Below are 18,436 nucleotides of genomic sequence, written 5' to 3'. Positions count from 1 at the left end.
CCTCAGCCCGGCCAGGTGGCGGCGCGGCTGCGTCCGTCGCGGTGGGCGACGCTGGTCGGATGCCGGTCGCTGCTGTCCGGAATCCAGCCGGCGATCGTCGTGTACAGGCTGTCCGCCGCGCCGGGATTGATGGCATGGATGCAGAAGGTCGACTCGCCCTCCCGGCCCCAACGCTTCTCGCTGAACTCCCCCACGCCCGTGTTCGACGCCAGCAGCTCCCGCACCCGCCCGCGCAGGGCCTGATCGGCGCCCATGGCGTAGCTGCCGAACACCACCTCAATGTCGCAGTCGACGGGAATGGACACGGACATCTGGGTGACCGGCGCCGTCGGCACTTCGGGCGACGTCTGACAGGCGGCCAGCGTCAGGCCCAGCACCAGCCCCGCGACGACGGCGCGCAAGCTCAACCCTCGATCCAGTTCGGCATCCACGCTTCGTGCATCTCGCGCAGATGATCCAGCGGCAGGCGGAACAGGTCGCCGTTCGGGCCCGTCGACGTGAAGTCACGGCCCTTGGCGCGGCCGACCACCGAGGCGTGCAGACCGGCTGCCTGGGCTTTTGCGATCACGTCCGTGGCGTCCTGCACGGCCACCAGGTAGCGCGCCTGGTCTTCGCCGAAGAGCAGGATGTGGGCGTGGGTCTTGCTGTCCGCATCCAGCTCGACGCCGACGTCCGAGGCCAGGGCCAGGTCCGCCGCCGCGCCGATCAGGCCGCCGTCCGAGAGGTCGTGCACCACGGTCAGAACGCCGTCGTGGATCTGCTCGCGCACGAAGTCGCCGGTCTTGCGCTCCAGCGCCAGGTCGACAGGCGGCGGGGCGCCGTCCTCGCGGCCCAGCACTTCACGCAGATAGATCGAGGCGCCCAGTTCGCCGACGGTCTCGCCGATCAGCACCAGCACATCGCCCTCGTGCATGCCGCCGAAGCCGGTCACCACATCGTAGTTCGACAGCAGGCCCACGGCGCCGACGGTCGGGGTCGGCGGAATGGCTGCACCGTTGGTCTCGTTGTACAGGCTGACGTTGCCGCTCACGACCGGGAAGTCCAGCACGCGGCAGGCCTCGGCCATGCCGTCGATGGCGCGCACGATCTGGCCCATGATCTCGGGGCGCTGCGGGTTGCCGAAGTTCAGATTGTCGGTGATCGCGATCGGGCGCGAACCCACGGCGGTCAGATTGCGCCACGCTTCGGCGACGCACTGTTTGCCGCCTTCATAGGGGTCGTTCAGCACATAGCGCGGGGTGCAGTCGCTGGTGACCGCCAGACCCTTTTCCGTGCCGTGCACGCGCACGACGCCGGCGTCGGCGCCGGTCGAGGAGTCATGCAGGGTGTCGGCCATCACGTGGCGGTCGTACTGCTCCCAGATCCAGCGCTTGGACGCCATGTCGGGGCAGGTCAGCACCTTCAGCACCGCATCGACCCAGCTCTCCGGGGCCGGCACTTCGGCGGGGGCCAGGCGGGGGTGCAGCTCCGGCTGGACCCACGGGCGGTCGTACATCGGCGCGTCGTCGAACAGCGGTGCCAGCGGCACGTCGCAGACGACCTCGCCATGGTGGTTCAGGATCAGGCGGCCGGTGTCGGTGGTCTTGCCGATGACGGCGGCGTCCAGGCCCCATTTCTCGAAGATGCGGTAGCCGTCGTTCTCGCGGCCGGGCTTCAGCACGGCCAGCATCCGCTCCTGGCTTTCCGACAGCATCATCTCATAGGCCGTCATGCCCTCTTCGCGCTGGGGCACGGCGTCCATGTTCAGTTCGATGCCGACGCCGCCCTTGCCGGCCATCTCGACCGAAGACGAGGTCAGGCCCGCCGCGCCCATGTCCTGGATCGCGGCCACGGCGCCCGAGGCCATCAGTTCGAGGGTGGCCTCGATCAGCAGCTTCTCGGCGAACGGGTCGCCGACCTGCACGGTCGGGCGCTTCTCGTCCGAATCCTCGTCGAACTCGGCCGAGGCCATGGTCGCGCCGTGGATGCCGTCGCGGCCGGTCTTCGATCCGAAATAGACCACCGACATGCCCGCGCCCGGCGCGGCCGAGTAGAAGATGCTGTCGGCCTTGGCGATGCCGACGCACATGGCGTTGACCAGGATGTTGCCGTTGTAGCCGGCGTGGAAATTGGTCTCGCCCGCCACCGTCGGCACGCCGACGCAGTTGCCGTAGCCGCCGATGCCCGAGACCACGCCCTTGACCAGGCGCTTCGACTTCTCGTGCGACGGATCGCCGAAGCGCAGGGCGTTCAGCAGCGCCACGGGGCGCGCGCCCATGGTGAAGACGTCGCGCATGATGCCGCCCACGCCGGTCGCCGCGCCCTGGTAGGGCTCGATGTATGACGGGTGGTTGTGGCTCTCCATCTTGAAGATGCAGGCGTCGCCGTCATCGATGTCGATGACGCCGGCGTTCTCGCCCGGCCCGCAGATGACGCGGGGGCCCTTGGTCGGGAATTTGCCCAGGTGGATCTTCGACGACTTGTACGAGCAGTGCTCGGACCACATCACCGAGAAGACGCCGAGCTCGACGTTGTTGGGTTCTCGGCCCAGCCGGTCGAGGACGACCTGATATTCGTTCGGGGCCAGGCCGTATTCGGCGGCCAGTTCGGCCATGGTCTTCTGGGGAGCGCTCATGGCCCGGCCTCATAGCGGCAGACGGCCGCCGTGTCAGCCATCGGTCGCGGAACATCGCCGCCTGCGCGTCATTGAGTCCCCTGAGATCGAAGGAGGCCGCCATGCCCGACCAGCCCATCGACCCCGCCGCCACGCCGGAAGACCCCGACGCGCCGACTATCGCCGCCGATGACGCGGGCGCTTCCGCCGCCGCCGAACGGGCCGCCCGCCAGGCCGCCAACGACGATAACGAAGACGAAAACGAAGAGGATGAGGACTGATGCGCCGTGACGACATCACGCCCGAACACCAACACATGAACCTGTCCAACGATCCGGACGAGGCGCGCATGCTGACGGAGGCCGCGCCTGAAGCGGCGATGCAGAGCCGTCGTCAGCGCCTGACCGGGTCGGCCACGGGCGTCGGCAGCGTCGGTTTCGACGAATCGGGCGCCTTCGATGTCGGGGCCGGGCCCGATCCGCAGGACGCGCCGGTGGTCAGGAAGCCCAGGCGGTCCTAGCGTTCGACTGCCGGCTTCAGCTGGAAGGTCAGGATCACCGCGCCGACCAGCACGACGCCGGCCGCAATGATGGCGAAGCCCGCCAGCAGGATGTTGCGCTCCTTCTCAGCCACGAACACGCCCAGCAGGCCCCACGCGACCGGCAGGGCGAACGGCATCGACCTCAGGATCCAGGTCATGCTCAGCGCCGTCAGAACGACGAGCGACAGCACCACCATCGCCCAGGTCGTTGGCGACAGGACACCGGGCAGGGCGCCGTCGCCTGTGATCACCGTCACCAGGTTCACCGGCGCCGCGATCGCTAGCCAGCCGGCCAGCAGGGCCAGCGGCCAGACGATGAACCATCGCTCCCGCCCGGTCCGGGGAATCGCCCGGATCAGGTGCGCATTGGTCACCAGCGGCACGACCAGCACCGCCAGCGACGCGAAGATCAGCACGATGGTCAGCAGCTCCTGGTCGAAGGCCGCAGCCACGATCCAGAGCCCTATACCGGCGAAGGCGATGGCCGACGGCCAGCCGAACCGGTTTAGCAGATCGCTTTCCCCGATCGTCGGCAGCGCCTGTCGCACCGCATAGATCAGCACGCCGATGTAGATCACGCCCCAGATGGCGAAGGCGAAGCCCGCGACCTTCAGCGTGGCGTCGCTGTCCGCGGCGAACTCCGCCGCGCTCTGACCCCAGCCCATCAGCATCTGGGCCTCGGCGATGACCACCGCGAACACCGCGCAGGCCAGCACGATCAGCCGTCGGGTCGTCTGTGCGGATGTGGGTCGAACGATCGAGTCCATGGCGGCTCCTGCGGCTACGCCTGAACTACGTGCAGCAACGGTGTTGGTTCATCCATCCGATGGAACCCGGACCCCGGCGTCCGGTTGATCCTTGCACACAAGGAGACACGACATGGCCGACAAGGAACGTCCGACCCCCGCCGAGGAACCGCATTTCGAGACCGACACGGTCCAGGCCGACCGCGCCCGCGAGCAGGGCCTCGGCTTCGGAGAGCGCGAACTGAAGGCCCAGCGCGACCCCGGCGGCATCCGCACCCCGAACGAGGACATCGACGATGAGGACGACGTCGAACAGCCCTAGGACTTGGTGAACTGTGGCGGAAATGCGTCTTGACTGACGGCGCTCGCCGACCTCCGATCCGGGTATGTCGAGTGCTCAGCCGATTTCCGACGATTCCCGGTGGCGCGGCCTGCTGGCTGATGCCGAGCGGCGCTTGCAGGCCAATCCCCGCGACCTCCGCGCCCTGATCGCCAAGGCCGACGCGCTGACCGGTCTGGGCGACGGCCGGACCGGAGCCAGCTTCTACAGCCTCGCCCTCCGCGGCGCCGGCGACGGTCGCGGTCTGCCGGCCGACCTCATCGCCGAACTGCGCCGCGCCCAGGCCGCCGCGCAGGAGCAGGCGCGCCGCTTCGAGGATCACCTGACGCAAAGCCTCGCCGGGGCCGGCTTCGACACCGCGAAATCCAGTGACCGCTTCTCCCTGTCGCTGGACCTGATGGCCGGCCGCAAGCAGCTCTATCAGCAGGAGCCGCTGTTCTACCTGTTCCCCGGCCTGCCCCAGATCCAGTTCCAGCCGCGCGACACCCTGCCGTGGCTGTCGGCCATCGAAGATGCGACGGCCGATATCCGCACCGAACTTGAGGCCTTGCTGGCCGAGCCGGGCCTGTTCCGTCCCTATGTCGAAAAGCGCGCCGACCGGCCGAATACCGACACCGACGGCATGATCGACAATCCGGACTGGAGCGCGCTCTTCCTCTGGAAGGACGGCCTCGAACAGCCCGACATCGCCCGCCGCTGCCCCCGCACGCTCGAGGCCCTGGCCGAGGTCCCGCTGTGCCGCGTTCCGGGGCGGACCCCCTCCATCCTGTTCTCGCGCCTCAAGGCCGGCGCCCGCATTCCGGCGCACCACGGCCTGATCAACACCCGCCTGATCTGCCATCTGCCGGTCATCGCCCCCTCAGGCAGCCGTTTCCGCGTCGGCAACGACATTCGGGAATGGCGGGAGGGCGAGGCCTGGGCCTTCGACGACACCATCGAGCACGAGGCCCGCAACGACAGCGGCCTCGACCGGACCATCCTGATCTTCGACGTCTGGAAGCCCGAGCTGACCGACGAGGAGCGCGATCTGGTCGCCGCCATGTTCCAGGCCATCGACGGCTACGGCGCCGGCGGACCCGCCTGGGGGGTCTAGCGCGGCCGCGCCGGGTTGCCGACCACGGTCGCGCCGGCCGCCACGTCCTTGGTCACCACCGAGCCCGCGCCGATCACCGCATCGTCGCCGATGGTCACGCCCGGCAGGATGATCGCTCCGCCGCCGATCCAGACATTGCGTCCGATGGTGATCGGCTTGCCGAACTCGATCCCCTGCGCCCGCTGTTCCGGATCGCGCGGGTGGTCGGCCGTCAGGATCTGCACCCCGGGCCCGATCTGCGTCAGCTCGCCGATCTCGACCTCGCACACGTCCAGAATGACGCAGTTGAAGTTCAGGAAGACCCCGCGGCCCAGGCGGATGTTGTAGCCGTAGTCGCAGTGGAACGGCGACCGGATCACCGCGCCCTCGCCGACCTCGTCCAGCCGCTGGCGCAGCAGGTCGCGTCGATCCGCGGGCGAGGCCGCCATATTGGCGTTGTAGCGCGCCATCCACTGCCGCGCGGCGGCCGCATCGGCCTGCAACTCCGGATCGCCCGGGTCGTACGGCTGACCCGAGATCATCTTCTGGCGTTCGCTGATGAACATGCCGCCTCTCAACCGGTTCGCGCCGGTTGAGTTCGAACTGTTAAGCCGGGCGGGTCAAGCCCGCCGCGCGTCAGGCGGCGTTGTAGATGCTCTGGAACAGGGTCGCGCCGTCGGCCGATCCCAGCTCGGCCTCGAAGGCCCGGTCCGGGTGGGGCATCATGCCCAGCACGTTGCCGCGGGCGTTCTGGATGCCGGCGATGTCGGCGACCGAGCCGTTGGGGTTGTCCACGTAGCGGAACACCACCTGGCCCTCGCCCTCCAGCCGCGCCAGCGTTTCGGCGTCGGCGAAATAGTTACCGTCGCCGTTGCCCTGGGTCATGATGACTTCGCGCTGGCCCTGGTAGCCCGAGGTGAAGCGGGTCTGGCCGTTGGCGACCGTCAGGCTGATCGGCTTGCAGACGTATTTCAGTCCGCTGTTGCGCAGCAGGGCGCCCGGCAGCATCCCGGCTTCGCACAGCACCTGGAAGCCGTTGCAGATGCCGACCACGGCCACGCCGTCGTCGGCGGCCTTCTTCACCGCCTGCATGACCGGCGACTGCGCCGCCATGGCCCCGCAGCGCAGGTAGTCGCCGTAGGAGAAGCCGCCCGGCAGGACGATGAGATCGAGGCCCTTCGGCAGCTCGGTCTCGCCGTGCCAGATCATTTCGACCTTTTCGCCGGTGGAGCGTTCGACGGCGACCTTGCAGTCACGGTCGCAGTTGGAACCCGGGAATACGATGACGGCTGCGCTCATGGCGCGGGCGTTTAGCAGGGTTCGGCGCCAATGTCAGGGCGCCTGGTCAGGGTTTGGCGCCCGTCGGCGTTTCGCGCCGCAGCTCGGCCATGAAGGCGTTCATCGACTCCACCCGCGGTTCGGCCATCCGGCGCGCCGCATCCGTCTCCAGCCGCCCGGGCAGATTGGCCGAGAAGGTTTCGATCCGCCCCAGCGCCTGGTCATAGTCGGGCCGCTCGCCCGTCACCGCCAGCATCCGCGCCGCGCCGGTCGCGCCCAGAAAGTCGACCAGGTCCGCGTCATGCAGGGCGACCGCCTCCGGCCCCTCGGGGTCCTTGTCGTACATGTGGCCCAGGATCGCCGCGCGCACCGCCGGGAATTTCTCCATCGGGAAGCCCGCGTTGCGCAGGAATGGCTCGGCCAGCTCCACCGAGCGCGTTGCGTGATCCACGCCCTCCACCGCGAACGGTTCGATGCCGCCCCAGTCGTGCAGGAAGGCGGCGGCGAACATCACGTCCTCGTCGACCGTCAGCCCTTCCTCGCGCGCGATCTGCATCCCCAGCAGATAGTCGCGCTCCGAATGCCGCCAGCCCCAGCCGGGATGCTGGAAATGCTCCAGCGCCTGGACCAGCACCGCCTGCCGCCATGGGCTGTCGGCCGGAATGCCCGCCGGAGACGCCGTCGCCACGGTCGGGGCGTCCTGCGCCGCCGCCGGTCCGCCCGTCAGGGCCGCACAGGCCGCAATCGCCAGAATGATCCGCTTCATGTCCGTCCCCCTCCGGCCCCTCAGCCGCCCGTGTTTTCATAGGTCGCCGTGATCGTCGACTTGGCCAGCGTATGGAAATGCAGGTTGAAGCCGAACACTGCGCCCGAGTTGTCAGCCACGACGTCCAGCCGTTCCTTGTCCACCGCGAACACCGTGAAGATGTAGCGGTGCGGACCGTGGCCCGGCGGCGGGGCGGCCCCGCCGAAGCCCGGATGCCCGTAGTCGGTGCGACCCTCGACCGCGCCGCGCGGCATGTCGTTCGGCGACGCGCCGGTCTTCAGCTCGGTCACGTCCGCCGGAATATTGGCGACCGTCCAGTGCCAGAAGCCCGAGCCCGTCGGCGCGTCGGGGTCGTAGCAGGTGACGGCGTAGCTCTTCGTGCCCTCCGGCGCGCCGGACCATTTCAGATGCGGCGAGGCGTTGCCCTTCGCCTGCACCTGGGCGTCCGGCAGGACGCCGCCGTCGGTGATGTCGTTCGAGGTGAGGGTGAAGGTCATGGGCGTCTCCCGCGAAAGGCGTGGGACCCTAACGCACAGACTGCACGACAGTCACCATGGGGAACCTTGTCATCCCGGACGCCGCGGAAGCGGCGATCCGGGACGTTGGACTGCCAACAACTCAGCTCCCGGAAGCTGCGTCAGCAGCTATCCGGGAGACAGGGAGGGGAAAAAGCCTGATGTCACCCGTCTCCCGGATAATCGCGTCGCGATTTCCGGGAGGCTGGCCCACGAGCGAACGCCGTCCCGGATCGCCGCTTCCGCGGCGTCCGGGATGACAAGGCGTCCAGGTGTCTATCGCTAGTGCGCCGCGCCCTTGGCTTCGGGCGTAAACGCGCGGTCGTCCATCAGTCCACCGGCCAGCGCCGCCGCGAAAACCACGCAGCAGCCGGCGATGAACAGGGCGATCAGAAGCTTGACGAGGCGGCTCACGCCACCTCGATGCGGTAGCTTTCGATGACCGTGTTGGCGAGCAGGGTCTCGCACATCTTCTTCGCCTCGGCGGCCAGATCCTCGACGCCGTCCAGGTCGAACTCGATCAGCTTGCCGACGCGGGCGTGGGCGACGCCGGCCCAGCCCAGACCGTGCAGGGCGCCTTCGACAGCCTTGCCCTGAACGTCCAGCACGCCGGGCTTCAGGAACACATGAACCTTCACCTTGGCCATCAGTGCAGTCCCCCCTGAATCACGGTCGGCATGTCTTTCATGATGCCGAGGCGGCGGGCCACCTCGGTGTAGCTTTCGATCACATTGCCCAGGTCGCGGCGGAAGCGGTCCTTGTCCAGCTTCTCGCCGGTGGCGACGTCCCACAGGCGGCACGAGTCGGGGCTGATCTCGTCGGCCAGGATCACGCGGGAGAAGTCGTTCTCCCAGATGCGGCCGAATTCGATCTTGAAGTCGATCAGGGTGATGCCGACGGCGCCGAACATGCCCGACAGATAGTCGTTCACGCGCACGGTCATCGCCAGGATGTCGTCCAGCTCCTGGGTCGAGGCCCAGTTGAAGGCCGTGATGTGCTCTTCCGTCACCATCGGATCGTTGAGCTCGTCCTTCTTCAGGTAGAACTCGATGATCGAACGGGGCAGGGGCGTGCCTTCCTCGATGCCGAGGCGCTTGCTCATCGAGCCGGCCACGACGTTACGGCACACGACTTCCAGCGGAATGATCTCGACTTCGCGGATCAGCTGCTCGCGCAGGTTCAGGCGCTTGATGAAGTGGTTGGTGACGCCGATGCCGTTCAGGCGCGACATCACGAACTCGCTGATGCGGTTGTTGATGACGCCCTTGCCTTCCAGCTGGGCCTTCTTCTCGCCGTTGAAGGCGGTGGCGTCGTCCTTGAAGTACTGAATCAGGGTGCCGGGCTCCGGTCCCTCATACAGAATCTTGGCCTTGCCCTCGTAGAGCTTCTTGCGCTTGACGTTCATGCGGTTTCGTCCAGGCGGGGCCTCGCCAGAAACGAAAATCGCGCGGCCAGCGCGAGTGTCTGGGCGGCGCGATCCGGAATCTGGTGGGCGGGAAAATTCGTTGCGCCATCCCTTAGCGGAACCCGTCCTGTGATACAAACCACGGACGCGGCATGTCGGACGGTCGCAACCGGGCGGGTTCCGGTTGCGTTCGGCCCCCGGGGGGATGTAGAGCACCCCGGACACGGCCGCCGTCTTGCTGCCGACTGAGGAGCCTTCGAACGCCCATGACCACCTTCGACGATCGGGAAAAGGGCTTCGAGACCAAATACGCCCTCGATCAGGAACAGGAATTCAAGGCGGTCGCCCGGCGCAACAAGCTGCTGGGCCTCTGGGCCGCTGAAAAGATGGGCCTGTCCTCGGACAGCGCCGATCAATACGCGGGCGCCGTCGTGAAGGCCGATTTCGAGCAGCCGGGTGAGGAAGACGTCTTCCGCAAGATCGCCCAGGACCTCGAAGGTTCGGGCATCGTCGTCTCGGAAGGCGAAATCCGCCGCAAGATGGACGAACTGGCCTCGATCGCCCGCGAGCAGATCCGCAACGGCGAATAAGCCGGACCGGCGCAAGCCGAACGAATCAGGGGCCGCTCCGTCGCCGGGGCGGCCCCTTTCGTTTGCGCGTTCCGCTGCTCAGTCGGCGAAGACCACCGTCTTCGAGCCGTTCAGAAGCACCCGGTCCTCCAGATGGTGGCCGACGGCTCTCGCCAGCACGCGTCGCTCGATGTCCCGGCCCTTGCGGATCAGATCGTCGGGCGTGTCGCGGTGGCTGATCGGCTCGACGTCCTGCTGGATGATCGGACCCTCGTCCAGGTCGGCGGTGACGTAGTGGGCCGTGGCTCCGATCACCTTCACGCCGCGCGCATGGGCCTGATGGTAGGGTTTGGCGCCCTTGAAGCCCGGCAGGAACGAGTGGTGGATGTTGATGCACCGCCCGGCCAGCCGGCCGGCGAAGTCGTCGGACAGAATTTGCATGTAGCGGGCCAGCACGACCAGTTCGGTCCCCGTGTCCTCGATCAGACGCAGCAGCGTCCGCTCCTGGGCCGCCTTGTCCGCAACGTCGATCGGCAGGTGGTGGAACGGCAGCTCGCCCAGATCGACGTGGCCGATCTGGTCCCGCGGATGGTTGGAGACGATGCCCGTGATCGTCATCGGCAGTTCGTCCACGCGCCAGCGATACAGCAGGTCCGCCAGGCAGTGGTCGAAGCGCGAGGTCAGGATCATCACCCGGCGCCGCTCGTCGCCCCGCAGCGTCCAGTCCATGGCGAACCGTTCGGCCAGCGGCGCGAAGGCCGCGCGGACCGCTTCATCGGCCAGCGTCTCCGGGCGCTCGAACACCACCCGCATGAAGAAGGTCCCGGTCGAGCGGTCGCCGAACTGCTGGGCGTCGGTGATGTTGCAGCCGCAGTCGGACAGAAATCCTGACACGGCGGCGACGATGCCCGGGCGATCGGGGCAGGAGAGGGTCAGGATCATGAGGGCCGCGAGGGGTCGGCGACGAAGTCGCCGATGATGGCCCAATGTTCCGCCTTCCAGGCAAGGGGTTTCGTAAACGCCGGGCTGGAGGACGGCAGGTCGATCAGCGTCAGGCCCTCGACTCCTTCCAGCGACCGTCGTCCGATCCGCGCCGACGTCGCGCCGTTGAACGCCACGGCGCGCAGGTCGGGCAGGTCGGCGATCAGGCGCTTCAGATCCGCCGCCTCCGCTTCGCGAATGGCCTGATCCAGGCTCCCGGGGCGATAGGCGCTGGCGATCACGTCCCAAAGTCCGACGCGAGCCGCCTTCAGGGCCTCAAGCCGTTCGGGATAGGACAGGGCGACCAGATCGCGCCCCGTCACGCCGCCGATCAGACGCCAGAAGCCGTTCTGCGGGTTCCCGTAGTACTGACCGGCCTTCAGGGACGCCGCCCCGGGCAGACTTCCCAGAACCAGTACGCGGGTCCGGGCGTCCGTCACCGGCTCGAACGCCGACAGTCGCACCGGTCCGGAAACCGGCTGCGAGGTCGTCATTGGCCGGCGCGTTCCGCCTCGCGGTCACGCCGCAGCTCTTCCGAACTCAGATAGGTGCGGCCCCCGAGGTTCAGGAACACCGTCTGGCCCTCGGCCGGCGTTCCGTCCTCGTAGGTCGCCTGCATCTTTGACGCCATGCACCGGAATACGGAGGCGCGTCGCGTGATCGCGGGCGAGGGGTTCAGGATCTCGCAATCCGACGGGCGGCCCTGCGCATCGACCACGCACCGCATCTGGACGCCGCGTATGCCGACCAGGCCGTTCAGACAACGGCCGGCCGCGACCTCGTCGACGGTCCGGACCTGGACGCTGCGCTCCGGAACGGCGTCGTCCTGCCACGCGGGCGCAGCCAGAACCGCCAGCGCGGCGATGATCCAGGTGGCGATCACGTCAGCCTTCCCCGAACACCCGGGCGAACACCGTGTCCACGTGCTTGGTGTGGTAGCCGATGTCGAACAGCGCCTCGAGCTGCTCGGCCGGCAGGGTGACCCGCGCGTCGGCCTTCAGGAAGTCGATGAACCGGCCCTCGCCGCGCCAGACCTTCATGGCGTTCTCCTGCACGGCGGCATAGGCGTCCTCACGGCTCACGCCGGCCTGCGTCAGCGCCAGCATGACCCGCTGCGAGTGCACCAACCCGCCCAGCAGGTCGATGTTCTTCTGCATGTTCTCGGGATAGATGTTCAGCCGCTCGACCACGTTCGCCAGGCGGTGCAGGGCGAAGTCCAGGTGGATGGTCGCATCCGGGCCGATGCCGCGTTCGACCGACGAGTGGCTGATATCCCGCTCGTGCCACAGGGCGACGTTCTCCATCGCCGGCACCACGGCCGAGCGCACCAGACGGGCCAGGCCGGTCAGGTTTTCGGTCAGGATCGGGTTGCGCTTGTGCGGCATCGCCGACGAGCCTTTCTGACCCTTGTCGAAGAACTCCTCGGCCTCGAGCACTTCCGTGCGCTGCAGGTGGCGGATTTCCGTCGCCAGACGCTCGATCGACGAGGCGACCACGCCCAGGGCCGCGAAGAAGGCGGCGTGACGGTCGCGCGGGATCACCTGGGTCGACACCGGCTCGACCTGCAGGCCCATCTTGTCGGCGACATAGGCTTCAACCGCCGGATCGACGTTGGCGAAGGTGCCCACGGCGCCCGAGATGGCGCAGGTCGCGATTTCTTCCTTCGCCGTAACCAGACGACGCTTCGCCCGCTGGAACTCGGCGTGATAGCCGGCCAGCTTGAGGCCGAAGGTGATCGGCTCGGCGTGGATGCCGTGGCTGCGGCCGACTTCCGGCGTGAACTTGTGCTCCTTGGCCCGCGTCTCCAGCGCCGCCAGCACCCGGTCCACGCCCTCGATCAGCAGATCCGACGACCGCGCCAGCTGCACCGCGAAACAGGTGTCCAGCACGTCCGACGAGGTCATGCCCTGGTGCAGGAAGCGGGCTTCGTCGCCCACGATCTCGGCCACATGGGTCAGGAAGGCGATGACGTCGTGCTTGGTCGTCCGCTCGATCTCGTCGATCCGGTCGGCGTCGAACGTCGCGTCCTTGCCCTTGGCCCAGATCGCGTCCGCGGCGTCCTGCGGGATCACCCCCAGCTCGGCCATCTTGGTGGCGGCATGCGCCTCGATCTCGAACCAGATCTTGTACTTGGTCTCTTGCGACCAGATGGCGACGGCGGCGGGGCGGGAATAGCGCGTGATCATGGGCGCGTCGTGTCGGTCCAGGGCCGCCCGGAGTCAAGGCGCGGCTTGCATCCGAAAGCCCGCGGGCGCACGAGACGGCCACGCTTTCAGCAGGGAATCGTCGCCATGGAACTGATCATCGGGCCCCGTCTGTACTCGACCTGGTCGCTGCGCCCCTGGCTGGTGCTCAAGCGATGCGGGGCCGACTTCACCGTCCGCGAAATCGACATCTACAGCCCCGAAGGCCAGGCCGAGCTCGAGCGGATCTCGCCCTCGCGCCTCGTGCCCCTGCTCAACGTCGACGGCGAAACCGTCTGGGATTCCATGGCCATATCGGTCTGGTGCGCCGAGAATTTCCCGCACGTCCGCCTCTGGCCCGCCGATCCCCACGCCCGCTGGCTGGCCCGCTCCGCCGCCTGCGAGATGCACGGCGGCTTCACCGGTCTGCGCACCCACTGCACCATGGACCGCAACCACTCCATGGTCGGCCCCGACCGCTCGCCGACGCCGACCGTTCCGGCCGTCGAGCGCGACATTCGCCGCATCGTCTCGCTGTGGACCGACATGCGCACCCGCTTCGGCGCGGACGGCCCCTACCTGTTCGGCGAGTGGTCGGTGCCGGACGCCTTCTTCACGCCTGTCGCCGCGCGTTTCCTGCACTATCAGGTCGATCTGGCGGCCTATGGCGACGACGGAACGGCCGCCGCCTACCGCGACGCCCTGCTGGCCCAGCCCGACTTCCTCGAGTGGTCGGCGGAAGCATTACGTTAACCGCACACCCCAACCCGGCCTTAAGACAACATCGGTATCCGTGGAGCTTCAGGAACGCACCCGCGTTCGGGAGTCAGCCATGTCGATGCCTGCTCAACAGCCTGAAGCGCGACGCCCCAGCCTGCTGGTCTACGGGCTGCTGATTGTCGTCGCCTGCTGCATGCCGGCGTTGCTGCTGGCCGGCCTCTAGCCGCCGGTCGCGGGAACCAGCGCCACTTCCACCGTCTGCGCCGGCTGCTCGGTGACGGGCGGAGCCGGGGGCGGGGGCACATAGTCCAGACTGATCGGCACCAGGGTCGCGCCCGACGCCACCGCGTCCAGCGTATTCAGCGGCCGTCCGTTCATGCGCTGGTAGATCCAGTAGGCCGCGACCACCTTCTCCACGTATTCCCGCGCCTGCGGCACGTCGATCGTCTCGATCAGCAGCAGCGGGTCGGCGTCCGGCCCCAGCTTGCGCACCGCCGCCACCATCGGCCCCGGCCCCGCATTGTAGGACGAGGCCGCCCGCAGCAGGTCGCCGTTGATCGCCGGCATGGCCAGCACCCGGTTCACATAGGCCTGGCCCAGCCGCGCGTTCAGGTTCGGCTCGAACAGTCGCTCCGGCTCCGTGACGAAGCCGCGATCGCCCGACAGCTCGGCCGCCGTCGTCGGCATCACCTGCATCAGGCCGTAGGCGCCCACCGAGGAGCGCGCGCGCGGGTTGAAGTCGGTTTCCTTGCGGGCGATCGCATAGACCAGCGAGCGTTCGATGGTGAAGCCGCCCTCCGGCTCGATGATCGGCTGCGGATAGCGCACGGCGTCGATGCGGCGCGCGTCGCCGTCCGAACCCGTCACCCGCGGCCCCAGCGCCCGTCCCAGCGCCGCCCACATGCGGCGGGCGCGATCGGTCAGCGCCGAGCGCATCCCGGTCCGCAGCTCCTCGCGCGCGTCGTCGCGGCGGCCGATCTCATAGTAGGCCACCGTCCGTCGGGCCCGGGGGTCCGTGCGAACGAAATCGTCCAGCTCCGACGCGTCCACGCCGACCGGCTCGTCCGGCGTGTAGGAGGCTTGCTGCAGCGTGGCCCCGTACGGCTGCGGCCCCAGGTTCTCGATCGTCGGCTCCATGCCCAGCTGGCGCATGGCGATCTGGCCGTAGAAGGTCGCCGGCCATGTCGCCGAGCGACGCAGCAGCGGCTGCACGCGGTCCTGCTGGCTGGAACGTCCGGCCGAACGGGCGGCCCAGAAGGCGGCTCCGGCGCGGACCCAGCCGCTCTCGGTCGGGTCGTCCAGCACGCGCTCGAACGCCGTCGTGGCCCTGGCGAACTCGCCCAGCCGGTATTGCGCCAGCCCGACCGTCCACCAGTCGCCGATCTGCTCGCCGAGCGTCACGGCGCCCGTCAGGTTGTCGTTGTTGAGGGCGACCCGGGCCGCCTTCATCGGATCGTCCTCGGCCGAGCCGCCGCCCGCCGCCACGACGCTGTTCCACGTCCGCTCCCCGACGCCCGCCGGCCGCTTCGGCTCCGGCGCGCCGTCCGGACGCCGGCGCAGGGCCAGATTGTAGGCGCGCGGGGCGCAGGGCAGGTCGGAATACTCCTCCAGCCACGCCGCCAGCTCTTCGTACGTCGCGGAGTGGTCAGGGTGGAACAGGCGCTCGAACTCGACCTGGCCCAGCAGCACGCGGTCCTGCGCCTGGCGGGCGGACTCGCGCGCGGCGTCCAGATCGCCGCGGCGCAGCGCATCGAAGGCGGTGGTGTAGCTCAGACGGTCCGCCGCGCTCAGGGCCGAGGGCGCACGGCGTTCGTCGGCATGGCTCACGCCCGCGAATGCAGCGAGAGCCAAAGCCAGCGTCGGCGCGAGGATCGCGCGGCGGAAAGCAACAGGCACGAGGCGGCCCCCCTTAGAGCGGCGCGGAACCAAACCCACCCGGTCCGGCGCTCGCTGTTCGTTCGGTCGTCAGGCCGGAAAAAACGACTCGGCCCGTGCGGATGTCAAGTTTCAGCGGCTTTTGGGGCGCTTTTGAGTCGATCAGGTTAACGGATCAGCCGTCTGCCCCGAGGCGTGTCGCCAGCGCCAGCATGTCCGCCCACGCGGCCTTTTTGGCCATCGGCGTGCGCAGCAGGAAGGCCGGATGGAAGCTCGGCAGCGCCGGCGCCGTCACACCGCCGCCCTCTGCCGGCCGCCATTCCTTCCAGTGGCCGCGCAGCCGCATGATGCTCTCGTCGGTCCCCAGCACAGCCTTCGCCGCCGCCCCGCCCAGCAGCAGCACCGCCTTCGGCTTCATCAGGGCGAGGGCCCGCTCCAGGAACGGCGCGCAGGACGCCTGTTCCGCTGCCGTCGGCGGCCGGTTGCCCGGCGGGCGCCAGAACACCGTGTTGGTCAGGTACGCCTGGCCCTCCAGCCCGGCCTCCTTCAGCATCCGGTCCAGCATAAGTCCGGCCTGGCCCACGAACGGCTCGCCGCGCTCGTCTTCTTCCGCGCCCGGCGCCTCGCCGATGACCAGCACGGCCCCTTGCGGATTGCCCCGTCCGAACACCGCCTGGCGCGCGCCCATCCCTGTCAGGGGACAGCCTTCGAACTGCGCGACCGCCTGACCCAGCGCTTCCAGCGTCTCGGCCCCGGCCGCCAGCCGGCGGGCGTCGGAGGCCGCGTCCGCCACATCCGGAGAGGCCACCACCGACGCCGTCGCCTTCGCCACGGCCTTCACCGCGGGCGGCGGCGCGACGTGCGTCCGGTCCACCGGCGCGTCGCCGAAACAGGCGTCGACCCCCGCATCGCTCCAGAAGGCGAGCAGGCTTTCGGCGGCTGCGGTGTCGAGGGGCTGCATGGTCATAGGCGCTTCGGCACAGGGATAGTCCTTGACCGCCGCCGCGTCACCTTCCGATAAGCGGGATTCAAGACCACACGGACGACGAGGACATCACGCTATGGCCGAGCAAGCGATCGAGGGCGGCGCCGCCAACGCCTGGCAGGAAGCTGTGATCGACAAGCTGCCCCCCGCCGAGGCCCTGGCGGGCGTCGAGCGCGAGGTGATGGAATATGACGTCGTCATCGTCGGCGGCGGCCCCGCCGGCCTGTCCGCCGCCATCCGCCTGAAGCAGCGCGCGGAAAAGGACGGCAAGGAGATCTCCGTCGCCGTGCTGGAGAAGTCGGCCGAGATCGGCGGCCATATCCTCTCGGGCGCGGTCATGGACCCCAAGGCCCTGAACGAGCTGTTCCCCGACTGGAAGGAACGCGGCGCGCCGCTTGAGACCCCGGTCACCAAGGACCGGTTCCTGATTCTCGGGCCGATGGGGCAGGTTCCCCTGCCCATGCCGCTGCTTCCGCCGCTGATGCACAACGAGGGCTGCTACATCGGCTCGCTGGGCAATCTGGCGCGCTGGCTGGGCGAGCAGGCCGAGGCGATGGGCGTCGAGGTCTATCCCGGTATGGCCGCCAGCCATGTCGTCTGGGACGAACCGTCGGGGCGGGTGAAGGGCGTCGTCGCCGGCGTCTTCGGCATCGACCGCGAGGGCAAGCCGACCGGCGACTTCCAGCCCGGCATCGAGCTGCACGGCAAATACGTCTTCATCGCCGAAGGCGTCCGCGGCTCCCTGGCCAAGACCATCATGGCCCGCCACAACCTTTGCGACGGCGCCCAGCCCCAGAAATTCGGCATCGGCATCAAGGAGCTGTGGCAGGTCCCGGCGGACAAGCACCAGCCCGGTCTGGTCCAGCACACCACCGGCTGGCCGCTGGACGAGTTCACCGGCGGCGGCAGCTTCATGTACCACTTCGGCGATCGCTACGTGTCGATCGGCTACGTCGTGCACCTGAACTACAAGAACCCGTTCCTGTCTCCGTTCGACGAGTTCCAGCGCTTCAAGCACCACCCCTCGATCAGCGAGCATCTGGAGGGCGGCACCCGCGTCTCCTACGGCGCCCGCGCTATCACCGAGGGCGGCTTCCAGTCGGTGCCGAAGCTGGCCTTCCCGGGCGGCGCCCTGATCGGCTGCTCGGCCGGCTTCGTGAACGTCCCGCGGATCAAGGGCAGCCACAACGCCATGAAGACCGGCATGCTGGCCGCCGATGCCGCCTATGACGCCGTCATCGCCGGCCGTTCGGGTGACGAGCTGGTCGAGTACCAGGCCGCCTATGAAGGCAGCTGGGTTTACCAGGACCTCAAGCGCGTGCGGAACGCCAAGCCGCTGCTCTCGCGCCTGGGCACCACCCTCGGCGGGGCCGTCGGCGTCTTCGACATGTGGTTCCAGACCCTCTTCGGCGGCTTCTCCCTGCTCGGCACGCTCAAGCACCACGGGACCGACGCCGGCTCGACCGAAAAGGCCTCGAAGCACAAGCCGATCACCTATCCGAAGCCGGACGGGAAGCTGTCGTTCGACAAGCTGTCCTCGGTCTTCATCTCCAACACCAACCACGCCGAGGACCAGCCGGCGCATCTGAAGCTGCTGGACCCGACGGTGCCGATCCGCGTTAACCTGCCCGAGTTCGGGGAGCCCGCGCGACTCTACTGCCCGGCAGGCGTCTACGAAGTGCTGTATGATGAGCAGGGAGCCAATCCGCGCTTCCAGATCAACGCCCAGAACTGCGTCCACTGCAAAACCTGCGACATCAAGGATCCGTCGCAGAACATCGTCTGGACCACGCCTGAAGGCGGCGGCGGTCCCAACTATCCGAATATGTGACGCTCGGGCGGCGATGGGCCTTGTCGTCGCCGCATA

General features: G+C 68.4%; 23 protein-coding genes. 7 read left to right on the top strand and 16 right to left on the bottom strand.

Going from position 1 to position 18,436, the window contains the following annotated elements:
* Positions 1-2 precede the first annotated feature (2 nt).
* Both GGR12_RS13525 and purL read right to left on the bottom strand, forming a co-directional pair.
* Positions 3-407 (bottom strand): hypothetical protein, encoded by a 405-nt coding sequence (locus GGR12_RS13525; protein WP_183204988.1) that lies wholly within the window; start codon positions 405-407, stop codon positions 3-5.
* Positions 404-2,614 (bottom strand): phosphoribosylformylglycinamidine synthase subunit PurL, encoded by a 2,211-nt coding sequence (gene purL, locus GGR12_RS13520; protein ID WP_183204987.1) that lies wholly within the window; start codon positions 2,612-2,614, stop codon positions 404-406. The genes GGR12_RS13525 and purL overlap by 4 nt, the downstream gene beginning before the upstream one ends.
* 101 nt (positions 2,615-2,715) lie before the next feature.
* On the opposite strand from purL, the gene GGR12_RS13515 reads away from it, so the two are divergent.
* Complete coding sequence (locus GGR12_RS13515) at positions 2,716-2,874, top strand: hypothetical protein (protein ID WP_183204986.1); 159 nt, start codon at positions 2,716-2,718, stop codon at positions 2,872-2,874.
* The gene (locus GGR12_RS13510; RefSeq protein ID WP_183204985.1) at positions 2,874-3,113 is read left to right on the top strand and encodes a Tat pathway signal protein; all 240 of its coding nucleotides are present in this window, start codon (positions 2,874-2,876) and stop codon (positions 3,111-3,113) included. Before GGR12_RS13515 ends, GGR12_RS13510 begins: the two co-directional genes overlap by 1 nt.
* On the opposite strand, the gene GGR12_RS13505 is transcribed toward GGR12_RS13510, so the two are convergent.
* A complete protein-coding gene (locus GGR12_RS13505) occupies positions 3,110-3,901 on the bottom strand; it encodes a hypothetical protein (RefSeq protein ID WP_183204984.1) in 792 nt (263 codons plus the stop codon). The genes GGR12_RS13510 and GGR12_RS13505 overlap by 4 nt on opposite strands.
* Positions 3,902-4,013: 112 nt before the next feature.
* Between GGR12_RS13505 and GGR12_RS13500 the strand changes: the two genes are divergently transcribed.
* Positions 4,014-4,202 carry a hypothetical protein gene (locus tag GGR12_RS13500; protein WP_183204983.1) on the top strand — a complete coding sequence of 63 codons (189 nt, stop codon included), beginning with the start codon at positions 4,014-4,016 and terminating at the stop codon, positions 4,200-4,202.
* Between the two features lie 133 nt (positions 4,203-4,335).
* Positions 4,336-5,313: an aspartyl/asparaginyl beta-hydroxylase domain-containing protein gene (locus GGR12_RS13495; protein ID WP_246328928.1), complete on the top strand. Its 978-nt coding sequence runs from the start codon at positions 4,336-4,338 to the stop codon at positions 5,311-5,313.
* On the opposite strand, the gene GGR12_RS13490 is transcribed toward GGR12_RS13495, so the two are convergent.
* From GGR12_RS13490 to purC, 7 genes are all read right to left on the bottom strand, one after another.
* Positions 5,310-5,858 carry a sugar O-acetyltransferase gene (locus tag GGR12_RS13490; protein WP_183204981.1) on the bottom strand — a complete coding sequence of 183 codons (549 nt, stop codon included), beginning with the start codon at positions 5,856-5,858 and terminating at the stop codon, positions 5,310-5,312. The genes GGR12_RS13495 and GGR12_RS13490 overlap by 4 nt on opposite strands.
* Before the next feature lie 70 nt (positions 5,859-5,928).
* Positions 5,929-6,591, bottom strand: coding sequence for a phosphoribosylformylglycinamidine synthase subunit PurQ (purQ, locus tag GGR12_RS13485; RefSeq protein ID WP_183204980.1), 663 nt, complete (start codon positions 6,589-6,591; stop codon positions 5,929-5,931).
* 46 nt (positions 6,592-6,637) lie between these two features.
* Positions 6,638-7,336: an HD domain-containing protein gene (locus GGR12_RS13480; protein WP_183204979.1), complete on the bottom strand. Its 699-nt coding sequence runs from the start codon at positions 7,334-7,336 to the stop codon at positions 6,638-6,640.
* Between the two features lie 20 nt (positions 7,337-7,356).
* Positions 7,357-7,833, bottom strand: a complete 477-nt coding sequence (locus GGR12_RS13475; protein WP_183204978.1) for a YbhB/YbcL family Raf kinase inhibitor-like protein — start codon at positions 7,831-7,833, stop codon at positions 7,357-7,359.
* Between the two features lie 300 nt (positions 7,834-8,133).
* Positions 8,134-8,265 (bottom strand): hypothetical protein, encoded by a 132-nt coding sequence (locus tag GGR12_RS16760; protein ID WP_281378594.1) that lies wholly within the window; start codon positions 8,263-8,265, stop codon positions 8,134-8,136.
* Positions 8,262-8,498 (bottom strand): phosphoribosylformylglycinamidine synthase subunit PurS, encoded by a 237-nt coding sequence (gene purS / locus GGR12_RS13470; protein WP_183204977.1) that lies wholly within the window; start codon positions 8,496-8,498, stop codon positions 8,262-8,264. Before purS ends, GGR12_RS16760 begins: the two co-directional genes overlap by 4 nt.
* Positions 8,498-9,256 carry a phosphoribosylaminoimidazolesuccinocarboxamide synthase gene (gene purC / locus GGR12_RS13465; protein WP_183204976.1) on the bottom strand — a complete coding sequence of 253 codons (759 nt, stop codon included), beginning with the start codon at positions 9,254-9,256 and terminating at the stop codon, positions 8,498-8,500. The genes purS and purC overlap by 1 nt, the downstream gene beginning before the upstream one ends.
* Before the next feature lie 266 nt (positions 9,257-9,522).
* Between purC and GGR12_RS13460 the strand changes: the two genes are divergently transcribed.
* Positions 9,523-9,846: a DUF1476 domain-containing protein gene (locus tag GGR12_RS13460; RefSeq protein WP_183204975.1), complete on the top strand. Its 324-nt coding sequence runs from the start codon at positions 9,523-9,525 to the stop codon at positions 9,844-9,846.
* 78 nt (positions 9,847-9,924) lie between these two features.
* Here GGR12_RS13460 and purU read toward each other — a convergent pair whose 3' ends face one another.
* The 4 genes from purU to purB are packed head-to-tail and all read right to left on the bottom strand — an operon-like array spanning position 9,925 to position 12,992.
* Positions 9,925-10,767 carry a formyltetrahydrofolate deformylase gene (purU, locus tag GGR12_RS13455; RefSeq protein WP_183204974.1) on the bottom strand — a complete coding sequence of 281 codons (843 nt, stop codon included), beginning with the start codon at positions 10,765-10,767 and terminating at the stop codon, positions 9,925-9,927.
* Complete coding sequence (locus GGR12_RS13450; RefSeq protein WP_183204973.1) at positions 10,764-11,300, bottom strand: DNA-deoxyinosine glycosylase; 537 nt, start codon at positions 11,298-11,300, stop codon at positions 10,764-10,766. The genes purU and GGR12_RS13450 overlap by 4 nt, the downstream gene beginning before the upstream one ends.
* On the bottom strand, positions 11,297-11,689 hold the full coding sequence (locus tag GGR12_RS13445) for a hypothetical protein (RefSeq protein ID WP_183204972.1): 393 nt from the start codon (positions 11,687-11,689) through the stop codon (positions 11,297-11,299). Before GGR12_RS13445 ends, GGR12_RS13450 begins: the two co-directional genes overlap by 4 nt.
* A gap of 1 nt (position 11,690) precedes the next feature.
* The gene (gene purB / locus GGR12_RS13440; protein ID WP_183204971.1) at positions 11,691-12,992 is read right to left on the bottom strand and encodes an adenylosuccinate lyase; all 1,302 of its coding nucleotides are present in this window, start codon (positions 12,990-12,992) and stop codon (positions 11,691-11,693) included.
* Between the two features lie 105 nt (positions 12,993-13,097).
* On the opposite strand from purB, the gene GGR12_RS13435 reads away from it, so the two are divergent.
* Positions 13,098-13,742, top strand: coding sequence for a glutathione S-transferase (locus GGR12_RS13435; protein ID WP_183204970.1), 645 nt, complete (start codon positions 13,098-13,100; stop codon positions 13,740-13,742).
* A 186-nt stretch (positions 13,743-13,928) separates the two neighbouring features.
* Here GGR12_RS13435 and GGR12_RS13430 read toward each other — a convergent pair whose 3' ends face one another.
* Complete coding sequence (locus GGR12_RS13430; protein ID WP_183204969.1) at positions 13,929-15,605, bottom strand: transglycosylase SLT domain-containing protein; 1,677 nt, start codon at positions 15,603-15,605, stop codon at positions 13,929-13,931.
* Positions 15,606-15,759: 154 nt separating this feature from the next.
* Positions 15,760-16,551, bottom strand: a complete 792-nt coding sequence (locus tag GGR12_RS13425; RefSeq protein WP_183204968.1) for a uracil-DNA glycosylase — start codon at positions 16,549-16,551, stop codon at positions 15,760-15,762.
* A 94-nt stretch (positions 16,552-16,645) separates the two neighbouring features.
* Between GGR12_RS13425 and GGR12_RS13420 the strand changes: the two genes are divergently transcribed.
* Entirely contained in the window at positions 16,646-18,400 is a 1,755-nt protein-coding gene (locus tag GGR12_RS13420) for an electron transfer flavoprotein-ubiquinone oxidoreductase (protein WP_183204967.1), read from the top strand.
* Positions 18,401-18,436: the final 36 nt, after the last annotated feature.

Source organism: Brevundimonas lenta, from assembly GCF_014196335.1.
GTDB classification, from domain to species: Bacteria; Pseudomonadota; Alphaproteobacteria; order Caulobacterales; family Caulobacteraceae; genus Brevundimonas; species Brevundimonas lenta.
The sequence above is the reverse complement of the archived record's forward strand: the minus strand, read 5'-3'. Positions and strand labels throughout refer to the sequence as shown.